Annotated in this window: 20 protein-coding genes; 15 read left to right on the forward strand and 5 right to left on the reverse strand. The window is 52.3% G+C overall.

The window, feature by feature from the left end; all coding sequences use genetic code 11:
* Together ACN085_RS02375 and ACN085_RS02380 are read left to right on the forward strand one after the other, a co-directional pair.
* Complete coding sequence (locus ACN085_RS02375; protein ID WP_419110455.1) at nt 1-249, forward strand: acetone carboxylase; 249 nt, start codon at nt 1-3, stop codon at nt 247-249.
* Between the two features lie 72 nt (nt 250-321).
* A complete protein-coding gene (locus tag ACN085_RS02380; protein WP_419110456.1) occupies nt 322-1,284 on the forward strand; it encodes an SURF1 family protein in 963 nt (320 codons plus the stop codon).
* A 48-nt stretch (nt 1,285-1,332) separates the two neighbouring features.
* On the opposite strand, the gene ACN085_RS02385 is transcribed toward ACN085_RS02380, so the two are convergent.
* Complete coding sequence (locus tag ACN085_RS02385) at nt 1,333-1,923, reverse strand: xanthine phosphoribosyltransferase (RefSeq protein WP_419099744.1); 591 nt, start codon at nt 1,921-1,923, stop codon at nt 1,333-1,335.
* The gene (locus tag ACN085_RS02390) at nt 1,920-3,266 is read right to left on the reverse strand and encodes a uracil-xanthine permease family protein (RefSeq protein ID WP_419110457.1); all 1,347 of its coding nucleotides are present in this window, start codon (nt 3,264-3,266) and stop codon (nt 1,920-1,922) included. Before ACN085_RS02390 ends, ACN085_RS02385 begins: the two co-directional genes overlap by 4 nt.
* A gap of 276 nt (nt 3,267-3,542) precedes the next feature.
* Here ACN085_RS02390 and ACN085_RS02395 point away from each other — a divergent pair, with 276 nt between their 5' ends.
* Nucleotides 3,543-4,274, forward strand: a complete 732-nt coding sequence (locus ACN085_RS02395; protein ID WP_419104473.1) for a metal-dependent hydrolase — start codon at nt 3,543-3,545, stop codon at nt 4,272-4,274.
* A gap of 579 nt (nt 4,275-4,853) precedes the next feature.
* Here the strand turns inward: ACN085_RS02395 and abc-f are convergent.
* On the reverse strand, nt 4,854-6,404 hold the full coding sequence (abc-f, locus tag ACN085_RS02400) for a ribosomal protection-like ABC-F family protein (protein WP_419110697.1): 1,551 nt from the start codon (nt 6,402-6,404) through the stop codon (nt 4,854-4,856).
* Between the two features lie 337 nt (nt 6,405-6,741).
* Here abc-f and ACN085_RS02405 point away from each other — a divergent pair, with 337 nt between their 5' ends.
* From ACN085_RS02405 to ACN085_RS02460, 12 genes are all read left to right on the forward strand, one after another.
* Nucleotides 6,742-7,335, forward strand: coding sequence for a biotin transporter BioY (locus ACN085_RS02405; RefSeq protein WP_419110458.1), 594 nt, complete (start codon nt 6,742-6,744; stop codon nt 7,333-7,335).
* A gap of 72 nt (nt 7,336-7,407) precedes the next feature.
* A complete protein-coding gene (locus ACN085_RS02410; protein WP_419110459.1) occupies nt 7,408-8,172 on the forward strand; it encodes an energy-coupling factor ABC transporter ATP-binding protein in 765 nt (254 codons plus the stop codon).
* On the forward strand, nt 8,169-8,786 hold the full coding sequence (locus ACN085_RS02415) for a CbiQ family ECF transporter T component (protein WP_419104470.1): 618 nt from the start codon (nt 8,169-8,171) through the stop codon (nt 8,784-8,786). The genes ACN085_RS02410 and ACN085_RS02415 overlap by 4 nt, the downstream gene beginning before the upstream one ends.
* 107 nt (nt 8,787-8,893) lie before the next feature.
* Entirely contained in the window at nt 8,894-9,829 is a 936-nt protein-coding gene (locus tag ACN085_RS02420; protein ID WP_419110460.1) for a neutral zinc metallopeptidase, read from the forward strand.
* A gap of 137 nt (nt 9,830-9,966) precedes the next feature.
* Nucleotides 9,967-11,721: an ABC transporter ATP-binding protein gene (locus tag ACN085_RS02425; RefSeq protein WP_419110461.1), complete on the forward strand. Its 1,755-nt coding sequence runs from the start codon at nt 9,967-9,969 to the stop codon at nt 11,719-11,721.
* Nucleotides 11,718-13,652 carry an ABC transporter ATP-binding protein gene (locus ACN085_RS02430; RefSeq protein ID WP_419110462.1) on the forward strand — a complete coding sequence of 645 codons (1,935 nt, stop codon included), beginning with the start codon at nt 11,718-11,720 and terminating at the stop codon, nt 13,650-13,652. Before ACN085_RS02425 ends, ACN085_RS02430 begins: the two co-directional genes overlap by 4 nt.
* Nucleotides 13,653-13,996: 344 nt before the next feature.
* On the forward strand, nt 13,997-17,362 hold the full coding sequence (locus ACN085_RS02435; protein ID WP_419110463.1) for a DEAD/DEAH box helicase family protein: 3,366 nt from the start codon (nt 13,997-13,999) through the stop codon (nt 17,360-17,362).
* Between the two features lie 110 nt (nt 17,363-17,472).
* Nucleotides 17,473-18,234 carry an Abi family protein gene (locus ACN085_RS02440; protein ID WP_419110464.1) on the forward strand — a complete coding sequence of 254 codons (762 nt, stop codon included), beginning with the start codon at nt 17,473-17,475 and terminating at the stop codon, nt 18,232-18,234.
* 59 nt (nt 18,235-18,293) lie between these two features.
* The gene (locus tag ACN085_RS02445; protein ID WP_419110465.1) at nt 18,294-19,775 is read left to right on the forward strand and encodes a type I restriction-modification system subunit M; all 1,482 of its coding nucleotides are present in this window, start codon (nt 18,294-18,296) and stop codon (nt 19,773-19,775) included.
* Nucleotides 19,772-20,767 (forward strand): restriction endonuclease subunit S, encoded by a 996-nt coding sequence (locus ACN085_RS02450; protein WP_419110466.1) that lies wholly within the window; start codon nt 19,772-19,774, stop codon nt 20,765-20,767. Before ACN085_RS02445 ends, ACN085_RS02450 begins: the two co-directional genes overlap by 4 nt.
* A 10-nt stretch (nt 20,768-20,777) precedes the next feature.
* Nucleotides 20,778-21,647 carry a hypothetical protein gene (locus tag ACN085_RS02455; RefSeq protein WP_419110467.1) on the forward strand — a complete coding sequence of 290 codons (870 nt, stop codon included), beginning with the start codon at nt 20,778-20,780 and terminating at the stop codon, nt 21,645-21,647.
* On the forward strand, nt 21,628-22,206 hold the full coding sequence (locus ACN085_RS02460; RefSeq protein WP_419110468.1) for a hypothetical protein: 579 nt from the start codon (nt 21,628-21,630) through the stop codon (nt 22,204-22,206). Before ACN085_RS02455 ends, ACN085_RS02460 begins: the two co-directional genes overlap by 20 nt.
* Nucleotides 22,207-22,620: 414 nt before the next feature.
* Here the strand turns inward: ACN085_RS02460 and ACN085_RS02465 are convergent, their stop codons facing one another.
* On the reverse strand, nt 22,621-22,878 hold the full coding sequence (locus tag ACN085_RS02465) for a hypothetical protein (protein WP_419110469.1): 258 nt from the start codon (nt 22,876-22,878) through the stop codon (nt 22,621-22,623).
* A 259-nt stretch (nt 22,879-23,137) separates the two neighbouring features.
* Nucleotides 23,138-24,154, reverse strand: coding sequence for an ImmA/IrrE family metallo-endopeptidase (locus ACN085_RS02470; RefSeq protein WP_419110470.1), 1,017 nt, complete (start codon nt 24,152-24,154; stop codon nt 23,138-23,140).
* Nucleotide 24,155 lies beyond the last annotated feature (1 nt).

The raw sequence follows: 24,155 nt of genomic DNA on the forward strand, positions 1-24,155 counted from the left end.
ATGGATATACTCGGTAATTTGACTTCGGCACAGCACAGTGGATCATCGGCTCTTCCTCAGCCGGATTTCATTAAGTGTTCACGTAAGGGGTGCCAGGCGGCGGCTACCTCTGAGATTCTGTGGAATAACCCCAAAATCCATACACCCGATCGGCGCAAGACTTGGGCGGCCTGTACCGAGCACACGGCCTATCTGCAAGATTTTTTGGTGGCACGCGGTTTTTGGAAGCAGACCCGCCCGCTCTCCTAGGGTGTGTTGCCAGCTGAGTCCGTACAATAGGCTCTTGGTTATCTCTTTAGCGCATATTCAGCAAGGTACGTGATGAAAAAATACGGGTTTCTTTTCTCTGGTAAATGGATTGGTATTTTTGCACTCACTGTGGTTGCTTCGCTAATTTGCCTCTACCTGGCCCAGTGGCAGATGAGCCGCAAAGAGGCTCTGGATTTCAGTAACGAGCGAATATCTCTCAACTATGATGCTGACCCGATACTCCTTGCAGACTCCCCCGAGCTTTTCTCTTCCCCGCACCCTGATTTGCGGTGGCAACAGGTTGAGATGGCTGGCACCTATCTCGCCGATCAACAGCTACTGGTTCGCAATAGGCCCTATAACGGGCTGAACGGCTACGAGGTTCTGGTCCCCTTCCGCACAAATACCGGTCAGATGATCGTTATTAACCGGGGATGGGTCGAAGCGGCTTTTGGTGATGCGGCGGCAACCGCTACCCCTATTCCCCAGCCTCCCAGCGGTGAGATTACCCTAACCGCACGAATTGTTGAGGGCGAAATTGATACGGGGGCCTCGCCCGTCAAGGGGCAGATAACCTCCATCGATTTACCAGAAATCGCTGAGCTCACAGGCTTTGACCTTGCTACCGCCAACTATGGTGTCATGGCCAGCGAAAGCCCGGCTCCCGCAAGCGCACCGGTTCAGAGGGATAAGCCGGAGCAGGATTACGGCCCTAACCTGTCCTACTCTGTGCAGTGGTACTGCTTCGCTCTTATGTTCTATGTTGCTTTCTTCTGGTCTGCCCGCCAAAAGGTGCGCAATGATGAGCTTGACGCCCAGCTTGCCGCTGAACTCGATGCTTACTACAGCCAGTTCTATGACGCTGAGGGCAACTATATTGGCGAGGTAGACGAAGAAATTATTCGCCGCCGTATGGAGTTTGTGGACGATATGCCTGCACATATGAAGTCCATTGTGCGGCCAAGGCCTCCCAAGAAGCGCTCACGCCCCACTGATGAGGAAGAAGAGGACGCACTGGTCGATAAGCTCCTCTAGTTACAGTTCGGGCCCCGCACCGTGTGATGGTGTGGGGCCCGAGTGTTTCTAGGAGCTTGACTCTAGTTCGTGGCTGAAGACGACACCGTCTTCGGTGAAGTGGTCAATCATGGCCAGAGAATAAACATCGTAGCCACGGTCGCGGAAATCTTTACCGCCACCCTGGAATACCTTTTCAATCGCAATACCGATACCTGCTACGGTAGCACCGCCCTGCTCACACAGGTGGGTCAGACCGTGGAGGGCCTGTCCGTTGGCCAGGAAGTCATCGATGATCAGGATTCTGTCTTCGGGGGTGACAAAGCGCTTGTCCACCCGGATGTCGTATTCGATCTTCTTGGTGTAGGAGAAGACCTTGGAATTGTAGGTGTCGGTAGACAGCGTCTTTGAAGAAATCTTTTTGGCGAAAACCATGGGAACGCCCAGGTGTAGGGCGGCCGTCATAGCCATTGAAATGCCAGATACTTCAAGGGTAAGAACCCGCGTAATCCCCGCGTCCTTGAAGTGCTCAGCGAAGTCGCGTCCCATTTCCACCATGAGCTGGGGGTCCACCTGGTGGTTGATGAACTGGTCAACTTTGAGGATATTTCCGGGCAGGATTCTTCCGTCCCTGCGGATGCGTTCTTCCAGGAGTTTCATGCGCTCACCTTTTTCTTACGGTCGAATAGAACCACGTTTAGAAGCAGAGCAACCAGCGTACCTGTTGAGATACCCGAGGAGAAAATCATCTGGAGGGCGCCGGGGAGGTTTGCCAGCATACCGGGGCGTACGGTCACGCCAATACCTAGGGCAAAGGCCACCGAAACGATGAGTAGCTCACGGTCCCCCAATTCAATGGAGGCTAGGGTCTTAATCCCCTGAGCCGCAACCAGACCGAACATGATAACACCAGCACCACCAAGGACGGGTTGAGGCATCACAGAAATTAGGGCTGAGAGCTTGGGGAAGACACCCAGCACAGCCAGAATCAGGCCGGCAATAATCATGACACGGCGGGAGGCCACCTTGGTCAGAGCAATCAGGCCGACGTTCTGGGAGAAAGAAGTGTTCGGTCCTGCGCCGAAAATACCGGCCATAGCTGAGCCAACGCCGTCCGCTAGAACACCGTTCGATACGCGTTTGCTCTCCAAGGTGCGGCCGGAAGCCTGACCGATAGCCATCATGATACCCACGGTACCGATGGTGGACACAATGTAGGCGGGGACAAAGGCCAGGGTAGAGGCCCAGTCAAAGTGGAAGCCGTAAGCAAAGATGTTCGGCAGCGCGAACCAGGGGGCATCCCCCACAACGGAGAGATCGACCAGACCCAGAGGGATACAGACTAGGTAGCCTGCAACCATGCCAATAAAGACGGCAGCTGCGCGGAGGATGCCTCGACCAAAATGAGCAATCGCCAGGGTGAGGGTCATAACGCCGAAGGCGATAGTGAGGTTCTGGAGCGAGCCGTAATCCTCGGAGCCCACACCACCTGCCGCCCAGTCCATGCTGACAGGGAGCAGAGTGATACCGATCAGGGCAACCACGGTACCGGTTATCAGTGGCGGGAAGAACCGCATCAGTGGCTTGATGAAGCGGCTGAGGATAACCTCAACCAGCGAAGCAGAAAGGGTCGCCGCCACAATACCAGCCATGCCGAACTGGCTACCCACCGCTATGGTGGGGTTAACGAAGGTGAAGTCGGTGCCCATCATGCCGGGGACGCGAGCACCCACGGGCCCGATGCCCTTGGACTGGATAAAAGTGGCGATACCTGCCACAAAAATCGAGGCAGAAACCATCAATGAGGTTTGTGCAAGGGAGAAATTCAAGGCTGTGCAGACAACGAGGGGTACGGCGATGATACCGGCAAAAGCGGCCAGAATATGTTGCAGGGCCAGTAAAATCGAGACGCCCAGGGGCGGAACGTCGTCTAGCTGGTAGAGCATGTCGGTTGAAGTTTCAGCAGGGGCCGTGTGGGCCGACCCTTGGGTATGTTGGTTCAACGGAGGACTTTCGATGTGAAGTTAACAGAAAAATCGCCTTGAGCTACCAGGCGGTGGAGGACAGGGTTAATCCTACCGGTCGAACTCCTCTACCGGGCAAACTGACAAGGTTTATGTCAGGTCTTTTCGGCTTGTCCTCTCTGCCTGCTTAGGCGAGAAACTCTAGTGCATAACCGCCCAAGGAGGATCTTGCCCGCTCCTCCGATCCTATTAGAACATACTTTCGAATATGTGCTAGGGTGGTGTTTTGCTTTTCATGAGGAGGTTCAGCCCGCCATGATGGGGTATTCACACTCAATCAGCGCAGCAGCTGCCTGGCTTGCTCTGAATGAATCCGGGATTATCAGAATTGATGATCCCGCCACGCTCGCCGTTACCACTTTGGCTGCCGCTGGTGCAGGCATGCTACCCGATATCGATCACCACAACGGGTCAATTGCACATTCCATACCCCCTGTCAGCCGGTGGGTTGTACGGCTGGTTGCCAAAATCTCAGGCGGCCATCGCAAAGGCACCCATTCTCTGATAGGCCTGGCTTTCTTTTGGGTGCTAGCTCTTAGCGCCAACCGCTTAACCTACGCAGGGGTACCACTCCTTGCTTTGGCGCTGGCTGGCTTTGCGGGTGGGCTTGCTCTGCGCACCTTTAGAGCGCCTGGGGGTTGGGCTGGTGCGCTGGTGGTCATGGCGGGTACTATCTACACCAATTCTTTTGCTACGATGCCCTGGGCAATCTTGGCCGGGGCCACAGCCCATATTGTGGGTGATGCACTTACCACCCGCGGAGTAAACCCCTTCTGGCCTGCAACATTTAGGCCTCTGGTTCCCAGCCCTCTGTGGCGCAGGAGCGGGTATATGGCGCTACCTGTGCTAGGGGATGCTGGCAGTAACCGTGAGAATATTTTCTCAGGACTGTTGGCCTCTTATGTCGGGCTTTATGCGCTGACGATCCTGGGCATCACCCATTTGCCCCCTGGCGAGCTCATCAGCCAATTCATCTCTGATAGGTAGGTACCGGGCGTGCCCTCAGATGCTAGCCCATGACAGAGGCAAAGAAAGGGGGCCGGAGTAAGAACTCCGGCCCCCTTCACGCAAATTACCTATGAGCCTAGAAGCACACATGGAATGTACTGAAGCAAAACAAAAGACGACGTGCGGTGATTGACCTAGTCTTCAGTCCAAAAAACGTCTACCTCGGTGCCCTCTTCGGCGATTTCAGGGTAACGTACGTCGTGTGATTCGAGCATAGAATCTTCCTTTCAAGGTTCTTAGCTAACGCCTGCGTTAGCCGGTGGTTCCACCACATCGGCGGGGTGGTTTTTCTTGATAAGCACTCGGGGTTATTAGCCTCGAGGGCTGGTATTTACTCTACGCTCATTGCTCTGGGGCTTACTAGGCAAGAGATGACGTTACCGTTTCGTGATATTTGGTTTTTTGGCCCCAAACCCAACAATCACACATTATTGATCCCATGCCACGTGACCTGCATAACGACTAAGACTCGTAAGAAAGAGACACACAGGCATATTGGTAGGGACCATTTATAGTTCCCCGCGTAAGGCCACAGAACCTAACCGGTGATTGCACCCCTTATGCCAGTGAGATCAGATCCTGGTATTCCTTGCTCCACAGATCCTCTACCGCATCAGGTAGCAGCAGTACACGTTCTGGGTCCAGCGCCTCAACCGCACCCTCATCGTGAGAAACCATGACAATTGCCCCCCGGTAATTCTTCAAGGCGTTCAGGATTTCCTCACGCGATGCGGGGTCAAGGTTGTTGGTAGGCTCATCGAGCAAAAGCACATTAGCTGACGATGCAACCAAGGTCGCCAAAGACAGGCGGGTTTTCTCCCCACCCGAGAGCACACCGGCGGGCTTATCGACGTCGTCGCCCGAGAAGAGGAAAGACCCCAGAATGGTGCGGACCTTAGTATCGTCCAAATCAGGGGCCGCAGACTTCATATTCTCAAAAACAGTGCGTTCACCATCCAGGATTTCGTGTTCCTGAGCAAAATAGCCGACCTTAGCACCGTGACCATAAATGACTTCACCGGTGTCAGGCTGGGTGGCCTGAGCCAGCATACGCAAAAGCGTTGTCTTACCGGCACCGTTAAAGCCCAGCACCACCACACGGGAACCACGGTCAATCGCCAGATCCACGTCGGCGAAAATCTCAAGCGAACCATAGCTCTTGGAAAGGCCCTCGGCGGAAAGCGGGGTCTTGCCGCAGGGAGCAGGGTCCGGGAAGCGGATAGCGGCAACCTTATCGACACGACGCTCATCTTCCAGGCCGCGCATGAGCTTTTCGGCACGCTTAATCATCTGCTGGGCCGCAACCGCCTTGGTTGCCTTAGCGCGCATTTTGTTAGCCTGCTCCATGAGAGCGCCAGCTTTCTTCTGTGCATTGGCGCGTTCGCGCTTACGGCGGGCCTCATCTTGTTCCCGCTGCAGCAGATAGTTCTTCCAGCCCATATTGTAGATATCAATGACACAGCGGTTAGCATCCAGGTAAAAAACCTTGTTGACGACAAGCTCCATGAGCTCAACATCGTGGCTAATGACCAGGATCCCGCCCTGGTAGTTCTTGAGGAAGTCACGCAACCAGACCACAGAATCGGCGTCCAGGTGGTTGGTGGGCTCATCGAGCAACATGGTGTCGGCGTTAGCGAAGAGAATACGGGCTAGCTCAACGCGGCGGCGTTGACCGCCGGAGAGGGTGGAAAGCGGCTGGTTAAGCACACGCTCTGGCAGGTCAAGGTTAGCAGTGATGGTTGCGGCCTCAGACTCGGCAGCATACCCGCCGCCGGCAATAAATTCTGCCTCAAGCCGGTCGTAGCGGCGCATGCCTTTGGCGTGCTCAGCGGGGTCTTCGCTGGCCATCATCTCCTGGGCCTGACGCATCTTACGGGCAACACCATCCAGCCCGCGAGCGGAGAAGATACGGTCCTTAGCGAGCTGGGTCATATCATCGACCTTGGGGTCCTGAGGCAGATAGCCGATAGTCCCACCCCTGCTAACGGTACCGTCAGCAGGCAGAGTCAGCCCGGCCAGCACCTTGGTCATAGTGGTTTTACCCGCACCGTTACGGCCAACCAGCCCAACCTTGTCACCCTTATCAATACGGAAGTTAACATCCTCCATGAGCAGGCGGGCACCTGCTCGCAGTTCAAGGTTAGAAACAGATAGCACGGGGTAAAACTCCCTAGGGGTATGACGGTGAAAAGAGAGGCACAGGAAAGGCAACGATAGCTCCCTGAATGCCAGCTCACCATTCTACAGCCAGAAGACTCGATACTTGGAGGATCTAGCTCATGCGCGGAATAAGAGATTTTTTGGGTTTAAGATACCCGCAGGATCCACTAACTCGGCTTCTTCCTGGTATCCGCTCTGCATTCCGCATTTCTCGGTGAGGTTTTCCTATATGAGATAGTGCAGTCTCCATTTTTAAAGGGTGTTCAGCCTCCCCTATAGTGAGGACATGATGACTTTACCCCATACCACCGCCGCTCAACCGGGCCGCAACCTCGCTCTCATAGCTATCTTTGCCGCCTTTATTGCCGCCTGCTCGCTTCTACCCGCTATTCCGGTCGGACCGGTTGCCGTGCCCATTACCCTACAAACCCTGGCGGTCTACACCGTTGCCCTCATCTTGGGTGCTAGGCGTGCCGGTCTTTCGGTAGCTCTCTACCTGCTAGCGGGCCTGCTGGGCCTGCCCGTATTTGCCGGTGGTAGCGGTGGCTTCGGTGTGCTAGCTTCCCCCTCCTTCGGTTATCTTCTCGGTTTTGTTCCCGGCGCTTTTATAGCAGGCTTTCTGGCCTACCGCTTCTTGGGGCCTAGCCGCTCAAAAGCGGTTACTGCTCTGGGCCTAGCAGTCTCCGCATTAGCGGGCTTCGCAGTTATTCAAGTCTTCGGTGTAGCAGGCATGATGGTCAATGCCCACCTGGACCTGGGCACCGCCCTTGCAGCTGCCATGATTTACGTTCCCGGCGACCTCATCAAATGCGCTGTAGCCGTAGCCATTGCCCTCTCGGTGCACCGTGCCTTCCCCGCGCTAGCAGGCTCAGGCCGCTAAGGCTTGGGTACTATATACACCGTGATTTTCTCCCGATCTTCCCGAAGAAGCTCCCCCAGAGAGTCAGGCCCAGTGGTATTTTCTGAGCCGAACGTTCTGAGCACCCGGCAAGCAACCGTCACCGCCCCCACAGGCACGGGCCAACGCACCCTCCTGCACGATGTCACAGTCACCCTGACTGCTAACAGGACCGCCGTCCTTGGGCTCAACGGTTCGGGCAAATCAACTTTTCTGAGGCTCTTCAACGGGCTTGCTCCCCTCAGTAGCGGGAAAGTAACCGTTCACGGGCTGAGCGTCTACGAAAATCTCAACCACGTTCGTTCGCACGTGGGTATGCTTTTCTCTGACCCGGGGGCCCAGTTGGTGATGCCCACCGGCGTTGAAGATGTTGAGCTGTCCTTTCAGCACATTAAAGACCGCAAGGAGCGGCGGGAGAAGGCACTGACACAACTGGCCCACCAGGGAGTTGAACAGCGGGCTTTTGACCCGGTCTACAACCTCTCCGGTGGGGAGAAACAGCTCACCGCACTTTCGGCGGTTCTGGCAGTAGAGCCAAGCGTGCTCCTGCTCGATGAACCAACCACCCTACTAGACCTCAGGAACAGGCTAAAGCTCATTGAGCTACTAGACACCCTGCCTCAGCAACTCCTGATTTCTACCCACGACCTTGAATTAGCGGCCACCTGCACCGAAGCACTGGTAATCCACGAAGGCAGGCTACTAGCCCAGGGACCTACGGCCAGCATCCTATCTGACTACCGGCGCTGGTGTGCCGAGGGCTTTCCTGCTGTAGATTCAGAGCCCACTGCAGAAAGCCCTGAAGAGAACCACCCGTGAACGCCGCCCACCACCTCTTTGGAACCTACCAGCCCTTAGAAACACCGATCCACAGAACACCGCTGAGCGTCAAGGCTCTTTCTCTGCTCACACTCACCGCCCTACTCACGCTCACCAGCCAGTGGAGCATCGCGGCGGCTGTGCTTGTGATCGTCATAGCTCTAGGCACCCTCGCCCAGATACCAGTTATGACCTGGGTGCAGGCACTAGGATCACTCGCCTGGCTTCTGGGCTTCCTCCTGCTCTATTACTGGTACACCGGCACCCTGGCCCGAGGGGCAGACACCCTGCTAGGTCTACTCAGCCTGCTCTTTGCCGCCAAGGTTCTGCTCTGGTCGACTCCCCTACCGGTCATCATTGACGGCTTCATCTGGCTCTGCTCACCCCTCCGTCACCTTGGTATCTCCCCACAAGGCATCGGCCTGGCCCTGGCACTGATGATTCGCTCCATTCCAACGATCATCGATACCTGGTCCTTCCTTCAAGAATCAGTCACCGCTCGCGGCCTAAAAGTCTCGCGCTTTCGTCTCTTCATTCCGCTGGTCATCTCCACCGTCTCCTACGCCCAGGACACAGGTGACGCGCTCGCCGCCCGCGGGCTAGATTCTCGCTAATTGTTCTGTCTGCCGGTATAACACTTACCGGGGTGTAAGCAGGACAAGGCAAACCGCCGGGGTGCAGAAATGGTCTTCAGGGGAAGTTCACAGCTTATGCTGTATCCATGATGGCTTTTAAAGAAAACTCCCGGCTGAACACCGACCGGGTACGTAGCTCAGGTAGTTCCGGCAGCTCAGGCGGTGGCTCCGGAGTCAAAATCGGTGGTGGCTTAGGCGGTATCGTGCTGGTACTTGCTGTTGGAATAATTTTTGGCCAGGACGGCATTAACATGCTCAACCAGGTCACCGGCGGTGGTGGCTTCAACTACCAGCAGGTTGAAGGTGATTCAGGAGAAAAGTTTGCCCATTGCAAGACCGGTGAAGATGCCAATACCTACACCGACTGCAACATGGTGGGAACCGCCAACTCGCTAGACTACTTCTGGCAGACAGCTCTGCCCGACCAAGCAGGTATAGCCTACACTGCACCAAAACTTGACCTCTTCAAACAAGAGATCGTCAGTACCGGTTGCGGTTCTGCCAGCCAGGCAGTAGGCCCCTTCTACTGCCCCGCCGACCAGGTTGCCTACGTCCAAACTGGCTTCTTTGACACCATGAAAACCCAGCTGGGGGCAACCGGCGGCCAGAGTGCCGAACAGTATGTACTGGCCCACGAATACGGCCACCATATTCAGAACCTACTCGGTAACCTCAAATACTCCCAGTATGACCCCCAGGGGGCAGACTCCGGGGCGGTGCGCGTTGAGCTGCAGGCTGACTGCTACGCAGGTGTCTGGGCCAGGGGCGCCCAAGAGGACACCAGCTCACCCGTTCAGATCAAGCCCTTTAGCTCCGATGACTTAGAAAGAATCATCAACGCAACCGAGGTTATCGGAGATGATCACATACAGATGACAAGCCAGGGCCACACCGATTCATCTACCTACACCCACGGCACCAGTGCCCAGCGTACAGCCTGGTTCATGACCGGTTACAAGACAGCTGATATGAACCGTTGCAACACCTTCCAAGCCTCTGATCTCAACAACCCTAAGGCCTAGTCAAGAAAGTTCGCTACGCTGAGCGATGAGAAGCAAGAGCTGACCTAGCCAAAAGTCAGGCAGTAGTTCATAATTGGAAAGCACCGGTGCCGTCCGCAGCGGTGCTTTTCTTTTTTAAGATACCACCCAGGCAAAACATGAAAATTTATCATTTTATCCACCGAAGAGAATGGGCACTAGCCCTCCTTGCTCTCTTGACTATCCTGAGCCAGGTCTACCTAGACCTGCGCATACCCCAGTACATGGAGCAGATTACCCGCACCATTTCTCAGCCAACTAGTTCCCTGTCCGACATTGCACCGGATGGTGCCCTGATGCTGGCCGCAGCATTAGCCAGCATGGTCTGTGCCATTCTTACAGGTTTTTGTACCGCGATTATTGGTACTACCCTGGCTCGACGCCTCAGAGCCGCTGTCTACGATAAAACCTTTGAGCTATCCAGCGCCGAGGTCAACACCTTGGGTACAGATTCACTCATCACCCGAACTACCAACGATGTCACTCAGGTACAAATCTTCATGGTTATGGGCCTGCAGGTCAGCATCAAAGCACCCATTATGGCCTTTTGGGCAAGCTCAAAAATTGCCAGCCAGTCCTGGACATGGACGGTTCCCACCGGCATCGCAGTTTTATTGACCATTCTGGTGCTAGCTACCGCTATGTCCTTGGCCATTCCCCGTATGATTCGCATGCAGAAGATCACTGACCAGCTCAACCGGGTAACTCGTGAGCATCTGACCGGCCTGCGCGTGATTCGTGCCTACATCACCGGCGACTTTCACCGTAACCGCTTTGAGAGCGTCAACACAGACCTACGGGATAACACCCTCTTTATCTCCACCACCATGGCCTTCATTATGCCCCTGCTGACAGCTATCATGACCGCGCTCTCGCTCTCTATCTATGTGCTGGGTGCCTCCCTCATTAACTCCACCGGTGAGCTGACTCAACGTATGGGAACTTTCGGGCAGATGATTGCCTTTTCCACCTATGCCCTGCTGGTGGTTACTAGTTTCATGATGATGACCATGGTCTTTGTCTTGGGCCCCAGGGCACTGGTATCCTGGCGACGTATCCGCCAGGTTCTCCATACCCAAGCAGGTATCCAAGATGGCGGAGCCAGCACCGGCACCGCACCCGCTGGCAGCTTGGAGTTCCGGGACGTGAGCTTCCGCTACCCCGGTGCCGACGGTGATGCCCTGCACTCTGTCAGCTTCACAGCTGATCCCGGCCAAACCGTGGCCATTATTGGTTCTACCGGCTCCGGGAAATCCACTCTGGTCAACCTAATCCCCCGCTTTGCCGACGTGCGTTCCGGCACCGTACTGGTGGACGGGGTTGATGTGCGTAACTGGAACCAGAAAGACCTGCGTGACCGGGTGGCTTTTGTGGCCCAGAAAAATACCCTGTTTTCTGGCACTATTGCCTCCAACATTGCCTTTGGCCAGGGGCTAAAACCTGTCACTGCCGAGGACCTGGTGGCCGCCGCTGACCGCGCAGCCACCACCGGTTTTGTCTCTACCAAGGAGGGAGGCTTTGCGGCCCCCGTGGCTCAAAACGGCAAGAACTTCTCGGGCGGGCAGAAACAGCGTATCTCTCTAGCGCGGGCTTTCGCGCGCGGCGGGCACATCATGATCTTTGATGATTCTTTTTCTGCCCTGGATTACAAGACCGAGCGAGATATCCGCACCCGGCTCAAGGAGGCCTCTGGCGGGGCAACCCTGCTGATTGTGGCCCAGCGTATCGGTACGGTCCGCGATGCTGACCGCATCATCGTGCTCGATAAGGGCAGGGTCGTGGGAAGCGGAACCCACCAAGAACTGTTGGCAACCAATGAGGTCTACCAGGATATTGCCCTCTCCCAGCTGACCGAAGAGGAGCTTGCCCAATGAGCACCAACCCCGAACATAGCCAAACAACCGGTGACCTTGATCTGCTTGAATCTGCGCAGCAGGGGCTAGCACAGGCTGCACAGCTACGCGATCAACAGCTCAAAAGTGAAAAGCCCAGTGGCCGTGGCGGTCACCCCGGCCCCGGAGGCCCGCCCCGCCACCGGGTCCAGGGGCAGAGCACCGCGCCTTTCAAAGAAACCATGGGCAAGCTGCTGGGTTATCTGCGCCCGGTACTCCCCCGCATGGTGGTTGCCCTGGTAGCCGCGGTGCTAGGCGTTATTCTCAATATCATTTCTCCCCAGTTCCTTTCCGCTATTACCGATGAGATTCAAAAGGGTTTTACCGGCTCCGTCAATATGGACCAGGTCTGGAAGCTGGCCTGGATTTCTGTGGCCTTCCTGGTGACATCGCTGGTGCTCAGCCTGGTTGAGGGTTTGGTCATGGCCCGCTCGACCGTGTGGGTTTCCCGCACCATGCGCTCTGACCTTGACCGCAAGATTGATCGGCTCCCCCTGGCCTACCTGGATAAGGGCTCCACCGGTGACACCCTCTCACGCGTGACCAACGACGTCGATACCCTCCAACAGACCCTCAACAACTCCCTGGCCACTACCGTCACCGGTGTCGTTACTCTGGCTGGTTCAGCGGTCATGATGTTTTACACCGACTGGCGTATGGCCCTGGCCGCTATTGCAGCTTCCCTGATCGGTGTGTTTGCCAGCGGTTTTGTGCTCTCACGCAGCCAGAAATACTTTGTGGCCCAGCAGCGGCTCTTGGGTAAGCTCAACGGTCATATTGAGGAAACCCTCTCAGGACACTCGCTCATTCGGGCCTATAACGGTGAGGGTGCCGCCCGCGCCGAGTTCGCCCGCCGCAACGAGGACCTCTACCAGATGGCCTGGAAGTCCATGTTCTTCTCGGGGCTAATGTTCCCGCTCATGGGCTTTATCGGTAACCTGGGCTATGTGGTGGTCTGCGTGGTGGGTGCCGCGCTGGTGTTGCAGGGGCAGATTACCTTTGGTGTGATTGTTGCCTTTATTGTCTATGTTCGGCTCTTCACCAACCCCCTGGGGCAACTGGCCCAGTCAGCTACCGCTCTGCAGTCTGCGGCAGCCGCCGGTGCTCGTGTCTTTGAGTTCCTTGAAGCAGAGGAACTAGAGGACGAAAGCAGTAAGGCAACCGAGCTGGATCAGCCGGTAGGCGGTAACGTGGACTTTGAGCAGGTTCGCTTTAGCTACGAACCCGGCAAGGAGATCATTCACGGCTTTACCGCATCGGTCAAAGCCGGCCAGAAGGTTGCAATTGTTGGCCCCACCGGTGCCGGCAAAACCACCCTAGTCAATCTGCTCATGCGCTTCTACGAGCTGGACTCCGGGCAGATCCGCATTGACGGTGTACCCACCGACCAGCTCACCCGCGAGCAAGTTGATTCGCTCTTCGCCATGGTTCTACAAGATACCTGGCTTTTTGAGGGAACCCTGCGGGAGAACGTGGTCTACGGCCTGGAGCAGGTCAGTCAGGACAAGCTGGATGAGGTCATTGCAGCTGTGGGGCTGGATGAGCTAGTAGCCCAGCTGCCCGCCGGCTACGACACCGTGTTGACCGACCAGACCCAGCTTTCAGCCGGCCAGAAACAGCTAGTCACCATCGCCAGGGCCATGATTGCTGATAAGCCGCTACTGATTCTGGACGAAGCAACCAGTTCCGTTGATACCCGCACCGAACTGCTCATTGCCCGCGCCCTGGGCCAGCTGGCTGAGGGCAAGACTTCCTTTGTGATTGCCCACCGCCTCTCCACCATCCGGGACGCCGACCTTATCTTCGCTATGCGCGACGGCGACATCGTGGAGTCCGGATCCCACCAGGAGCTTCTGGCGGCAGGTGGCTTCTACGCTGAGCTCTACAACTCCCAGTTCAGCCAAGGGGACTAGGGACCGGGCGGGGGCTTGGTGGCTGGGTCTGCACCGTTCGGGCCTGCTCTCAGGGTTCCCGCCCGCTTGGGGCGCAGGCACAGCGGTGGCAAGCTGACCCTCTCGCCCTGTTCGCTAGCGCTCACGGGGCGATTCACGCCAGACCCAGCCAGCTCGCTCCCCGCTGCTGCCTGCGCACCCGGTTACAGGTGCGGGACAATCAGCCAGGGTCCTTCCCCAGCACCTACAAGGTTAAGCCGCCCCGGCCAGTTACAGAAGTAGCTGGCCGAGGCGGTTTTATAGGCTTATTTGATGGAGATCACAGGTAAAATAAGCGTGATTGCAAGAATAGCCCAAGGGGATTTATGTCGAACTTTGCTTTTGTGCGCGAGGCACTACCGGAGCTTTATGAGGACTGCTACCGGGCTGAGGCTTACCTAGGCATTGACTCCCCCACTGCTTGCTTCTACGCCCGACGGGCTATTGAAAATTTGGTGTACTACATCTACCGGGTGCGCTCACTGTATGTACCAGAACGGGCTACACTAGCTACACTAACCAGTGACCATGATTTCTCTGCTCTACTTGACCAAGACAAGAGACTTAAGTTCAAGGCAATTCGCTTGGTAGGTAATAACGCTGCTCATGGCAACCGTAAGATTACTCCGCGCGACGCTCAACGTGCCGTTGAGGACCTTTATCACCTTATGGTGTGGGCTGTTTACAATCACTCGTCTGCTCCTCAGCTCGCGCCTCTTGGCCAAAGTTTCAATCACGAGATAACCCCAAAAGCTCGGCAGCAAGCGCTCGCTCAGAAGCGTATGGCAGAGCTTGAAGCTGAGCGTTCAGCACAGATGGAGCAGCTTGCTGCCAAACACCAGGAACTACTCGATGCTAAAGACGAGCAGATCCTCCGGTTGAAGCAGGCTCTCGAGGCAGCACAGGCGGCAAAAACTGTACCTGATACCCATGATTACGATGAGGCCAGCACACGCGACTACTTCATTGATGTCCTGCTCCACGAAGCAGGCTGGTCGCTGGAGGGTCCGCGGGACCGCGAATACCCGGTAACAGGTATGCCAACCCCCAGCGGTGATGGCAAGGTTGATTACGTTTTGTGGGGTTCAGACGGTCGTCCCTTAGGCCTTGTAGAGGCTAAACGCACCAGGCAGTCTCCTGAAATTGGACGGGACCAAGCTAAGCACTACGCTAATGCTTTGGAACACATGACTGGCACCAGACCGGTTATTTTCTATACCAATGGTTATCAGCACTACATTTGGGATGATGCTTCAGGCTACCCGCCCAGGGAAATTCAAGGCTTCCTGACATCTGGTGAGCTTGAAATCATGATTGACCGGCGACGCTCTCGTCAGCTCTTGAGCGGCCAGCCAATTGATACAGACATAGCAGGGCGGGCTTATCAGCTCAAGGCTATTGCAGCGGTTGCTGAAGCCTTTGACGCTCGCAGGCGCAAGGCTTTGCTGGTCATGGCTACTGGTTCAGGAAAGACCCGGACCACCATTGGCCTCATTGATATGCTTTCTCGAGCTGGCTGGGTCAAGCGAGTTCTCTTTCTTGCTGATCGTACTGCTTTGGTTAATCAGGCGGTAAAGAATTTCAAGAAGCATCTGCCTAACTTGGCGACGGTTAACCTTGTGACCGAGAAAGAAGCAACGGGTAGGGTTTACGCAAGCACCTACCCCACTATGCTCAATATCATTAACCAGACTTCTGCGGTAGAGGGGGCTACGCTGCGTAAGTTCGGCCCTGGTTATTTTGATTTGATTGTGATTGATGAGGCACACCGTTCTGTTTATGCCAAGTACGGGGCGATATTTGAGTATTTTGATTCGCTCTTGCTGGGGCTTACTGCAACTCCCAAAGACGAGGTTGATTTCAACACCTATTCACTCTTTGATTTGGAGGCCGGGGTGCCCACCGACGCTTACACCTTGGAAGAGGCTGTAGCTGATGGTTACCTGGTGCCCGCTCGTGGGTTTTCGGTGGGTACCAAGTTTATGCGGCAGGGTATCAGGTACGAGGGTTTGAGCCCTGAAGAGCAGGAACAGTGGGAAACCCTAGATTGGGGCGATGAGGTTCCCGATGAGGTAACCAGTGAGGCTCTAAACCGTTTTCTGTTCAATGCGGATACGGTAGATAAGGTGCTTACTACCGTGATGCAACATGGTTATAGAGTGCATGATGGTGAGACTCTTGGTAAGACAATTATTTTTGCAAAAAACCAGGCTCATGCAGATTTTATCTATGCCCGGTTCAATGCCCTCTTCCCGAACTTTGGGGGCGATTATGCGCAGGTTATCACTAACTGTTCTTACGATGCCGAAGGAGCTATTGAGAAGTTCTCTGAGCCGGATGGTTTACCGCGCATTGCGATTAGCGTGGACATGCTCGATACGGGGATTGATGTTCCAGAGATTCTTAACCTGGTTTTCTTCAAGCTCGTCCGCTCTAAAACCAAGTTCTGGCAGATGCTTGGGCGAGGCACCCGCTTAGCTCCCGATATTTTTGGGCCTGGCGCTGATAAGACTGATTTTCTTGTCTTTGATTTCTGTAATAATCTTGAGTATTTCAGCCAGGATCTGCCCGGTAGTGAGGGCAATATCTCCAAGCCTTTGAGCCAACGCATTTTTGAGATGAGGGTTTCTGTGGCTGCGGCCCTTTCTGCTCAAGACCATGTTTTTGACGGTCGCTACATGAAGTCTGTAGCTGATGAGCTTGCCGCTTTTGTGGGGTCCTTGAGACTCGATAACGTGTTGGTGCGCCCGCATCGGGCTGCTGTGGAACAGTTCCAGCAGAAGGGGGCTTGGACTAGCCTGAGGAATCCGGCAGACCTAGAGAAAGCGCTCAGCCTAGGTTCTGTTGCTTCCACGGTTAAGGTTGATGGAAGCCTGGAAGCTAAGCAGTTTGATTTGCTGATGTTAGGCGCTCAGCTTGCGGTGGTGACCGGTGACGACCTTGCCTTGAGTAAGGCGCGTTCAGTGGTGCAGTCTTTGGCAGAAAACTTGCTGACCAAGACAGCAATTCCGGTAGTAAGTCGGCAGGCGGCCCTTTTGGAGCAGGTCGTTTCAGATGAATGGTGGGATTGTGTTACCCCTGCTCTACTTGAGTTCGCCCGAAAGAAGTTACGCACCCTCGCGCATCTGCTGGATAAGGGCCACCGTCGTACTGTTTATACCAACTTTCAGGATGAGCTTTTTGAACCGGTAGAGGTTGAGGTGGTCAATACTCAGGTGGGTATGAACCAGGAGCGTTTTGAGCAAAAGATGCAGGAGCACCTGCGCAAGCACCTGGATCATGTAGCCCTGCAGAAGTTGTTTAGGGGTAAGCAGATTACCGAAGCTGATTTTGCTGCCCTGACTGATTTGGTGGATTCGTCGGGAATTGGTAATTCAGTGAATGTTGAGTTCGCTAAGGGGCAGTCCGGTGGTTTGGGCGTCTTTATCCGTTCTCTGGTGGGTCTTGACCGGCAGGCGGCCCAGGAGGCTTTTGCGGTGTATTTGGATGAGTCTAGGTTTTCGGCCCGGCAGATTCGTTTTGTTCAGCGCATTATTGATGAGTTGAGTGAGAACGGTGTGGTTAACCCTGCCCGTCTGTATGAGGACCCTTATGTGAATATGGGTGATCCTTTTGAGATGTTTGGGGACGACGGCGCTTTTGAGATTGTCTCAATTTTGGAGGGGATTCAGAAGACTGCGGAAGTTGCTTAAAAAGTAACCTCCCGGCTGCCGGTCCGCTGAACGGAAGACATAGTGCCTGGGAGGAATTCAAGACTCAATATACTTGAAAATATCTATTCTGTCTACTGTTAGGGGATATTTTGGCATTAGCTGTGAAACATATTTCAGAGAAGCGGCTTCAACCGTATCTACAGCTCGCCCACTTGAGCCAAGAGAAAGCCCTGGAGCTTTATAGGTTAGATCGCAAGCTTGCCTCTGCAATATTTGAGGATATTGCCTACCTTGAAGTTGCTCTGAGAAATAATATCAATCAAGTCCTGTGTGAAGATTTCGGAAACGATTGGTACTGTCGGCAGATTGGGTTTGATGAGCGGGTGGTGAGAAACATTGCTGACACCTGGGAAAAGTTACCTGCCCAATACACCAGCAAGTCTGCCGATAGGAACTCGACGCTAGGCGGAAGAATCGTTGCAAGCTCCATGTTCAGGACATGGACGAATATGCTTGATGCAGGGGGTTCTTCTGGCTTGCCTGCTCCATTTGAAAAATCACATCATGGAGATATCTGGACACGGGACAGGCTAATTCGTGTCTTCCCAGGAGCTAATCAGCTAGCAAAAATACAAGACCCAGAATACGCGGCTCGAGGGCTACACCGGGCGTGGGTGCATGAGAAGGTGCTATACGTTCACTGGCTGAGGAATAGAGCTGCCCACCATGAGTCTTTAGTGAACGGAATCCCAAAGCCTGGTGACTCGGGCGGTAAGAGGATCATTATTGGGGACTGCCTTCAGCGCTGTACCGATCTTGCCGTGATGCTTGACCGGGAGCTCTATTCATTCCTTGAACAAGAGTCAAAAGCTCAACAAATTCTTGAATCTATTCAAGGAACTCTTAGTTAGGGCACTCGGTGAGTTTTATCTAGGTTTCTACGGCTTACCTACCCCATATACTTGTAGCTATGGCTATTGCAATTTCTGGCGAGACAAGGTCTCGCATTGACCGTATCTGGAATGACTTCTGGTCCGGTGGTATCTCTAATCCGCTGGAAGTAATTGAGCAAATGACCTATTTGCTGTTTATTCGCCGTTTGGATGATACCCAGATTCGGGCTGAGAAGCAGGCCAAGCTGGCTAAGCATCCTTTACAGAACCCTATTTTTGGTGAGGGCCAGGAGCTTTTGCGCTGGCATAACTTGAAGAACAAGGACCCTCAGATCATGTTTGAACTGATGAATTCCGCTGTTTTCCCCTTTCTTCGGGGGCTGGGACAGCAGGTTGGCGGTGAGTCGTCCACTTATTCAGAGCATATGAAGGATGCTACTTTCCGTATTCCTTCCCCTGCTCTGCTGGCTAAGGTGGTGGATCAGCTTGATGCTATCCCTATGGATAACTTGGATACCAGCGGTGACCTGTACGAGTACATGCTCTCTAAGCTGGCTACCTCGGGTACCAATGGTCAGTTCCGCACCCCGCGCCACATTATTAAGTTGATGGTGGATATGATGGCCCCGGATGTTAAGGATGTCATTGTTGACCCGGCTTGCGGTAGTGCAGGTTTTTTGGTGACTGCTGCTGAGTATGTGCGTGAGAACCGCGACCCTTTCATCAGCTCAAAGGCTCGGAAGCACTTCCATGAGGGTATGTTCCATGGCTATGACTTTGATTCGACCATGTTGCGTATTGGTTCGATGAATATGATGTTGCACGGGGTTAACAGCCCTGATATTCGTTACCGTGATTCGCTGAGCGAGGATGCCAGTGATGAAGCAGAGAAATATTCGTTGGTTCTGGCGAATCCACCTTTTGCGGGTAGCTTGGACTATGAGGCGACCAGCCAGGATTTGCTGAAGGTTGTCAAAACTAAGAAAACTGAGTTGCTGTTTTTGGCTTTGTTTTTGAAGCTTTTGAAGCCAGGTGGCCGCGCTGCGGTGATTGTGCCTGATGGGGTGCTCTTTGGCTCCACTAAGGCACATAAGGATATTCGCCGTAAGCTGGTTGAAGAGCAGAAGCTAGATGCGGTGGTGAAGCTACCTTCGGGTGTTTTTAAGCCTTATGCGGGTGTTTCGACTGCGATTCTGTTCTTTACTAAGACTAATTCGGGTGGCACCGATGAGGTCTGGTTCTTTGATGTTGAGGCTGACGGGTTCAGCCTGGACGATAAGCGTAACCCGGTGGATGCTAATGATCTGCCGGAGGTTATAAAGCGGTGGCCTGACCGTGATGGGGCTGAGCGTGAGCGTGCCCGCATGGAGAAGTCCTTTACTGTTCCTAAGGCTGAGATTGTGGAGCAGGGCTATGACCTTTCTATTAACCGTTATAAGGAACTGGTCTTCGAAGAGGTGGAGTACCGCTCCCCCGAAGAGATTATTGCGGAGCTGGAGCAGACCCAGCGTGAAATCGGCGAACACATTGAACAGCTGAAAAAGGTGATGGGGCTGTGACAAAAAAAATTCCATTCTCAGAAGCATTCAAAGATAAAACTTCTCGAAACCCAAAGGTTCCAAAGAAAAGCTATCAGGAATTTGGGGACATTCCCGTTATTGATCAGGGAAAAGAATTTATTGCAGGTTTTACATCGGCTGATAATCAAATGGCGAGCACTAGGTTACCGGTTATTTTATTCGGGGATCACACCAAAACTGTAAAGTATGTTGATCAGCCTTTTGCACTTGGAGCAGATGGGGTAAAAGTCCTCGAGCCTCAACCTGGTTTCATACCAAAATATCTATACTGGGCTTTAAAGGACACGTGTCTTCCTGACGCTGGGTATTCCCGCCATTTCAAGTTCCTGAAGGAAAGTTCATTCGCTAAGCCCTCTATTGATGAACAGTTAAAAATTGTTCAAATGCGCGATCTTCAACAATTAATAGAAAATAAGCGTGAGCGCCAGCAGGAGCTCTTCAACGAATTTAAATACAGCGTTTTTAATAAAATGTTCAAATCTTTAGAACCAAATTATACGCTTGAAGAAGCCTGTATCAAAATTACTGATGGAACCCACCAATCACCCAAATGGGAAGACAGCGGGATTCCTTTCCTTTTTGTAAGCAACATAACCTCAGGCGAGATTAATTTCGAAACAAAAAAATTTATTTCCGAGGAGACCTTGCGAAACCTTACAAGGAACACAGCCATCGAAAAAGGAGATATACTGTACTCAACAGTTGGAAGCTACGGAATTCCTGCACTGGTTCGAACCGACCAAAAGTTTGCTTTTCAGAGACATATTGCACATATTAAACCAAATCATTCAATAGTTATCCCCGAGTTCCTAGCTTTTCAACTCTCGACAGAAAATATAAGACAAACCGCAAAAACAAAAGTCAAGGGAGTTGCTCAACCGACACTAAACCTTAAAGATCTAAAAGAATTTAATGTAATAATTCCAAAAATATCAGAACAAAAAAAATTTTTAGAAATGATAATACACTAATGGAGGATAGTTGAGTACAGGAAAAGTATTTAGCTTCAATATGTTCACTCTGCATATCCATAAAGATCCCGGCGAAATAATTGAAGAATTTGATTATGATTTATTCTTCGATTTTCTTACCGAGATTAGAGATACAGTAGAGAAGCGAAAAGTAGTTACAGCTATCGCTGAAAGTTACAGAACAGATGAAGCTATCGTATTGAAATTTGTTTCGGGAGAACGAGATGAGCCTGTTCTAGAATATAAAATAAACGGTAAATTAACTGAGATACTACCTTCTAAAGGTAGTGCATTTGTTAATGATACCTATATAATATTTTTTAACGGCACTCGACAGCTTGCCGTACAAAACACTCGCCCAGGTCTAACCAAAGATAACCTACAGTATGCCCTCGAATCATATTTGAAATTATTCACAAAAAACCAATATTCTACAGTATTCATGCAACCCGTATATTCAGCCGACTTTATAAATGAAGTTGATAAGCTGACAAGAATACAATCAGCACGAATCACTCTGAGGTTACCAAACCCAAGTTTTCTCGACAGCCAGCAGCAACTAATGGCAGACATAGCACATGAATCAAACGCTCAAAAACAAGAAATTAAGCTAACTGCACCCCGGGGGAAAAGTTTAGAGAAAGATTCTGGAATTGTAAAGATAATCAAAGAAGCGTCGGTGTCAAACCCTAGAGGAGTTGATTCATTTTCAGTTCGAGGGAAGCATCCGGATAGCGTAAAAATGGAGAATATAAACAGCGATGAATTCCTTGCCAAATCCTCTGATAAGATTTTTTACAAAAAAGACTCAGGTAATTTTATTTCATCATTAGTAAATATATCAAAAAAACTTTTGAACCATGCCCAAGCAAATATCTAGTGAACCAAACCTACTGAGGGCATCTATTCTTAGAATCTCTAAAGATGCAATCCATAGGTCTTTCTGGGCCAGCGTTCTAATCGCACTAATATTCACTTTTTTATTTTTTAATACCCCAGCAGTAAACTTTGAAATTAAAGATATTACAAGTCTTATAATTGGCTACTCATCAATTTCTTTTGGCGCCTGCCTGACCGTCCTTGTCCTTAGTTTAAACATACCGGGAAATGACCGCATAGGCAGATGGGCATCTCATAAAAATGAGAATATTAAAATCAATGCCTATCTTGATCTTGTAATAGGATTAGCTTTTTCCGCCCTAGTTCAAGCAATCCTTCTCGGTTATACACTATTTTCTTCGCTACTCCAGGGGCCTGGTCCTTTTATTTCAAAACCTGGAAATTCTATAGATTATTTATATATATTATTATTAATATTTCTAATTAATTATTCATTTACTAGAATATATATTGTTCTAGAGACTGTCTGGCAAGTTGCACAGATTATCTCTGCGGAGGAAAAATTGAACTTCGAGGCTAGGAATAAAGATAAGATTTAATAGAATGGCTACAGGGATTGCAAAATTAGAACCGATTGAAAAGATTTCCAATATCCTTTTTCATTTTCAAGAACCAATGAAAATTTTGAGCATAATCCTGAGAATAATTCCTAGTTCGTATCACTTCTCATAGTTCCGCATACTTTCCTTGCTCACACTCAAAGCCAGATTAGACTTGCACATCTGACTGTGAAACCAATAAGGCTATTTTTATAGCCCTTATTGCCAGATTCTCTTAAGTGCAAATTATGCGGTTTGAGGTCCCGCCAGCCCTTCTGTGCATGAGAACTGGCAAAAACAATCATAAATTCCGACTTGCGAAGAGGGCGCTCTCCCCGCACGTCCTTGGCCATCAGGGAGCCTCTACAGCCACTGGTTCATCAAGCCAGCCCACCTCCTCATGCAGGCCAGCCGCTAATACTGTAGCGGTCTCAAACAGCTTGTTACCTCAATCAACAGGGTCTTATGCTGATTAGTTGCAAAAGCGGCACGAGAAACCTCTACCAGCTCACTGGCGCACAACTCACGGTCACTATCATTCAGGGCAAGCATCCACGGGAAAATCGTAGCCATACGTTCAGCCAAAGTTCCCCTATCAAGAGTGGTTGCAGCAATAATTTGAGCCCCTATGGCAAACATATCCCGGCAGCTGTCCGCCTCATGTTCAGTCATGAGTAGTAGATTCTCACCATCACGGCGCGTCACCTGAACAGGTTGGCCTTCAACCGCATCAAAACAGATTTAGGATTACGGCTCAGCCCGAAGAGTTGAAAGTTTTAGCGTAGGTAACTGCAGACATGCTACCAGCCTATTCAGAAGTAGTTCTGAATAAAAGGGGTAAAAAAAATATATCTATCCGTTACCCGCTCTTCAGCGGTAGCGCTCATCCTGCGATGGGTAGTAGCCTCAACATATTTCTGCCTTTACTCTGTTACGACAATAACCGTAAATTAGGTCGCTCTAGCTCCTGAGTCGATGCCAGTTTCTCCCCTATCCCCTGTAGTACCCGAAAACGGGTGCCAAACGTCAGAGTCAGCACATCTTCTTCTGGAACAGCCAGCTCCCGGGCTATTCGCGCTACCGTAACAGGCCCTGCCTTATCCGCACCAAAAACCTGTGGGAAGAGTCGCGATTGCTCGTGGGACCCCATACCGTCAGGCTCGCCTGTACGATATCCTCTACGAGTTAGTTCCACACAAACCTTACGGTAGATCCAATCGGTCATCCGTCCGAATTTGTGCAAAGTGGTTGCTACAGCAAAAGCTGATACCTGAAAAATCTGTTTGCACTCAAGTATTTCATCAACGGTGGGATTAGGGCGAAAGTACTGCGCCAGAAGTGGCTCTGGCATCAACAGTGCAGAAGCAAAAATATCTGCCTCTTTCTCCTGTGCAGCAGATGTTTCGTCTACTGGAGCATGCCTATGCAGTACCAGATGACCTAATTCGTGGGCAATGTCGAATCTAGCTCTCTCAGGAGTTTTCTGTCGAGCAATAAAAATATAGGGTCTTCCCTCGTGCCAGAGCGAAAAGGCATCTACCTCTAATGCGGCATCGGGTAGAACCATCACAAAGATGCCACGTGATTCACAGAGCTGAACAAGGTTAGGCAAAGGCTTAATGCCCAGCCCCCACTCTTCTCTCAGTAGTTGTGCAGCAGTCTCCGGCTCAATGCTTTCGAATGTTGGTACATTAAGAGCAGGTAGAGTGAATCTGTCCTCTACCCAGCGCATAATCTCAATGCCGGTAGAACCAGCAGCAACCGCTGAATCACGAGCACTACGTATTGCGGCACGGCCAGCACGAAAGTTCACGCGCTCAGCATCAATTTCATCAAGGACAGGGCGAAAAAAGTACTCTTGGGGGAACCCAAGGGCTTTGGCAAGTTTGGGTGCGGCGGAAGCGGGTGCTCCCTCCTTCTCATATTTTTGAGTTGTCCTGTCTGTCACT

The sequence above is a fragment of the Rothia sp. P4278 genome (genome assembly GCF_048512945.1).
In the GTDB taxonomy this organism is placed as follows: Bacteria; Actinomycetota; Actinomycetes; order Actinomycetales; family Micrococcaceae; genus Rothia.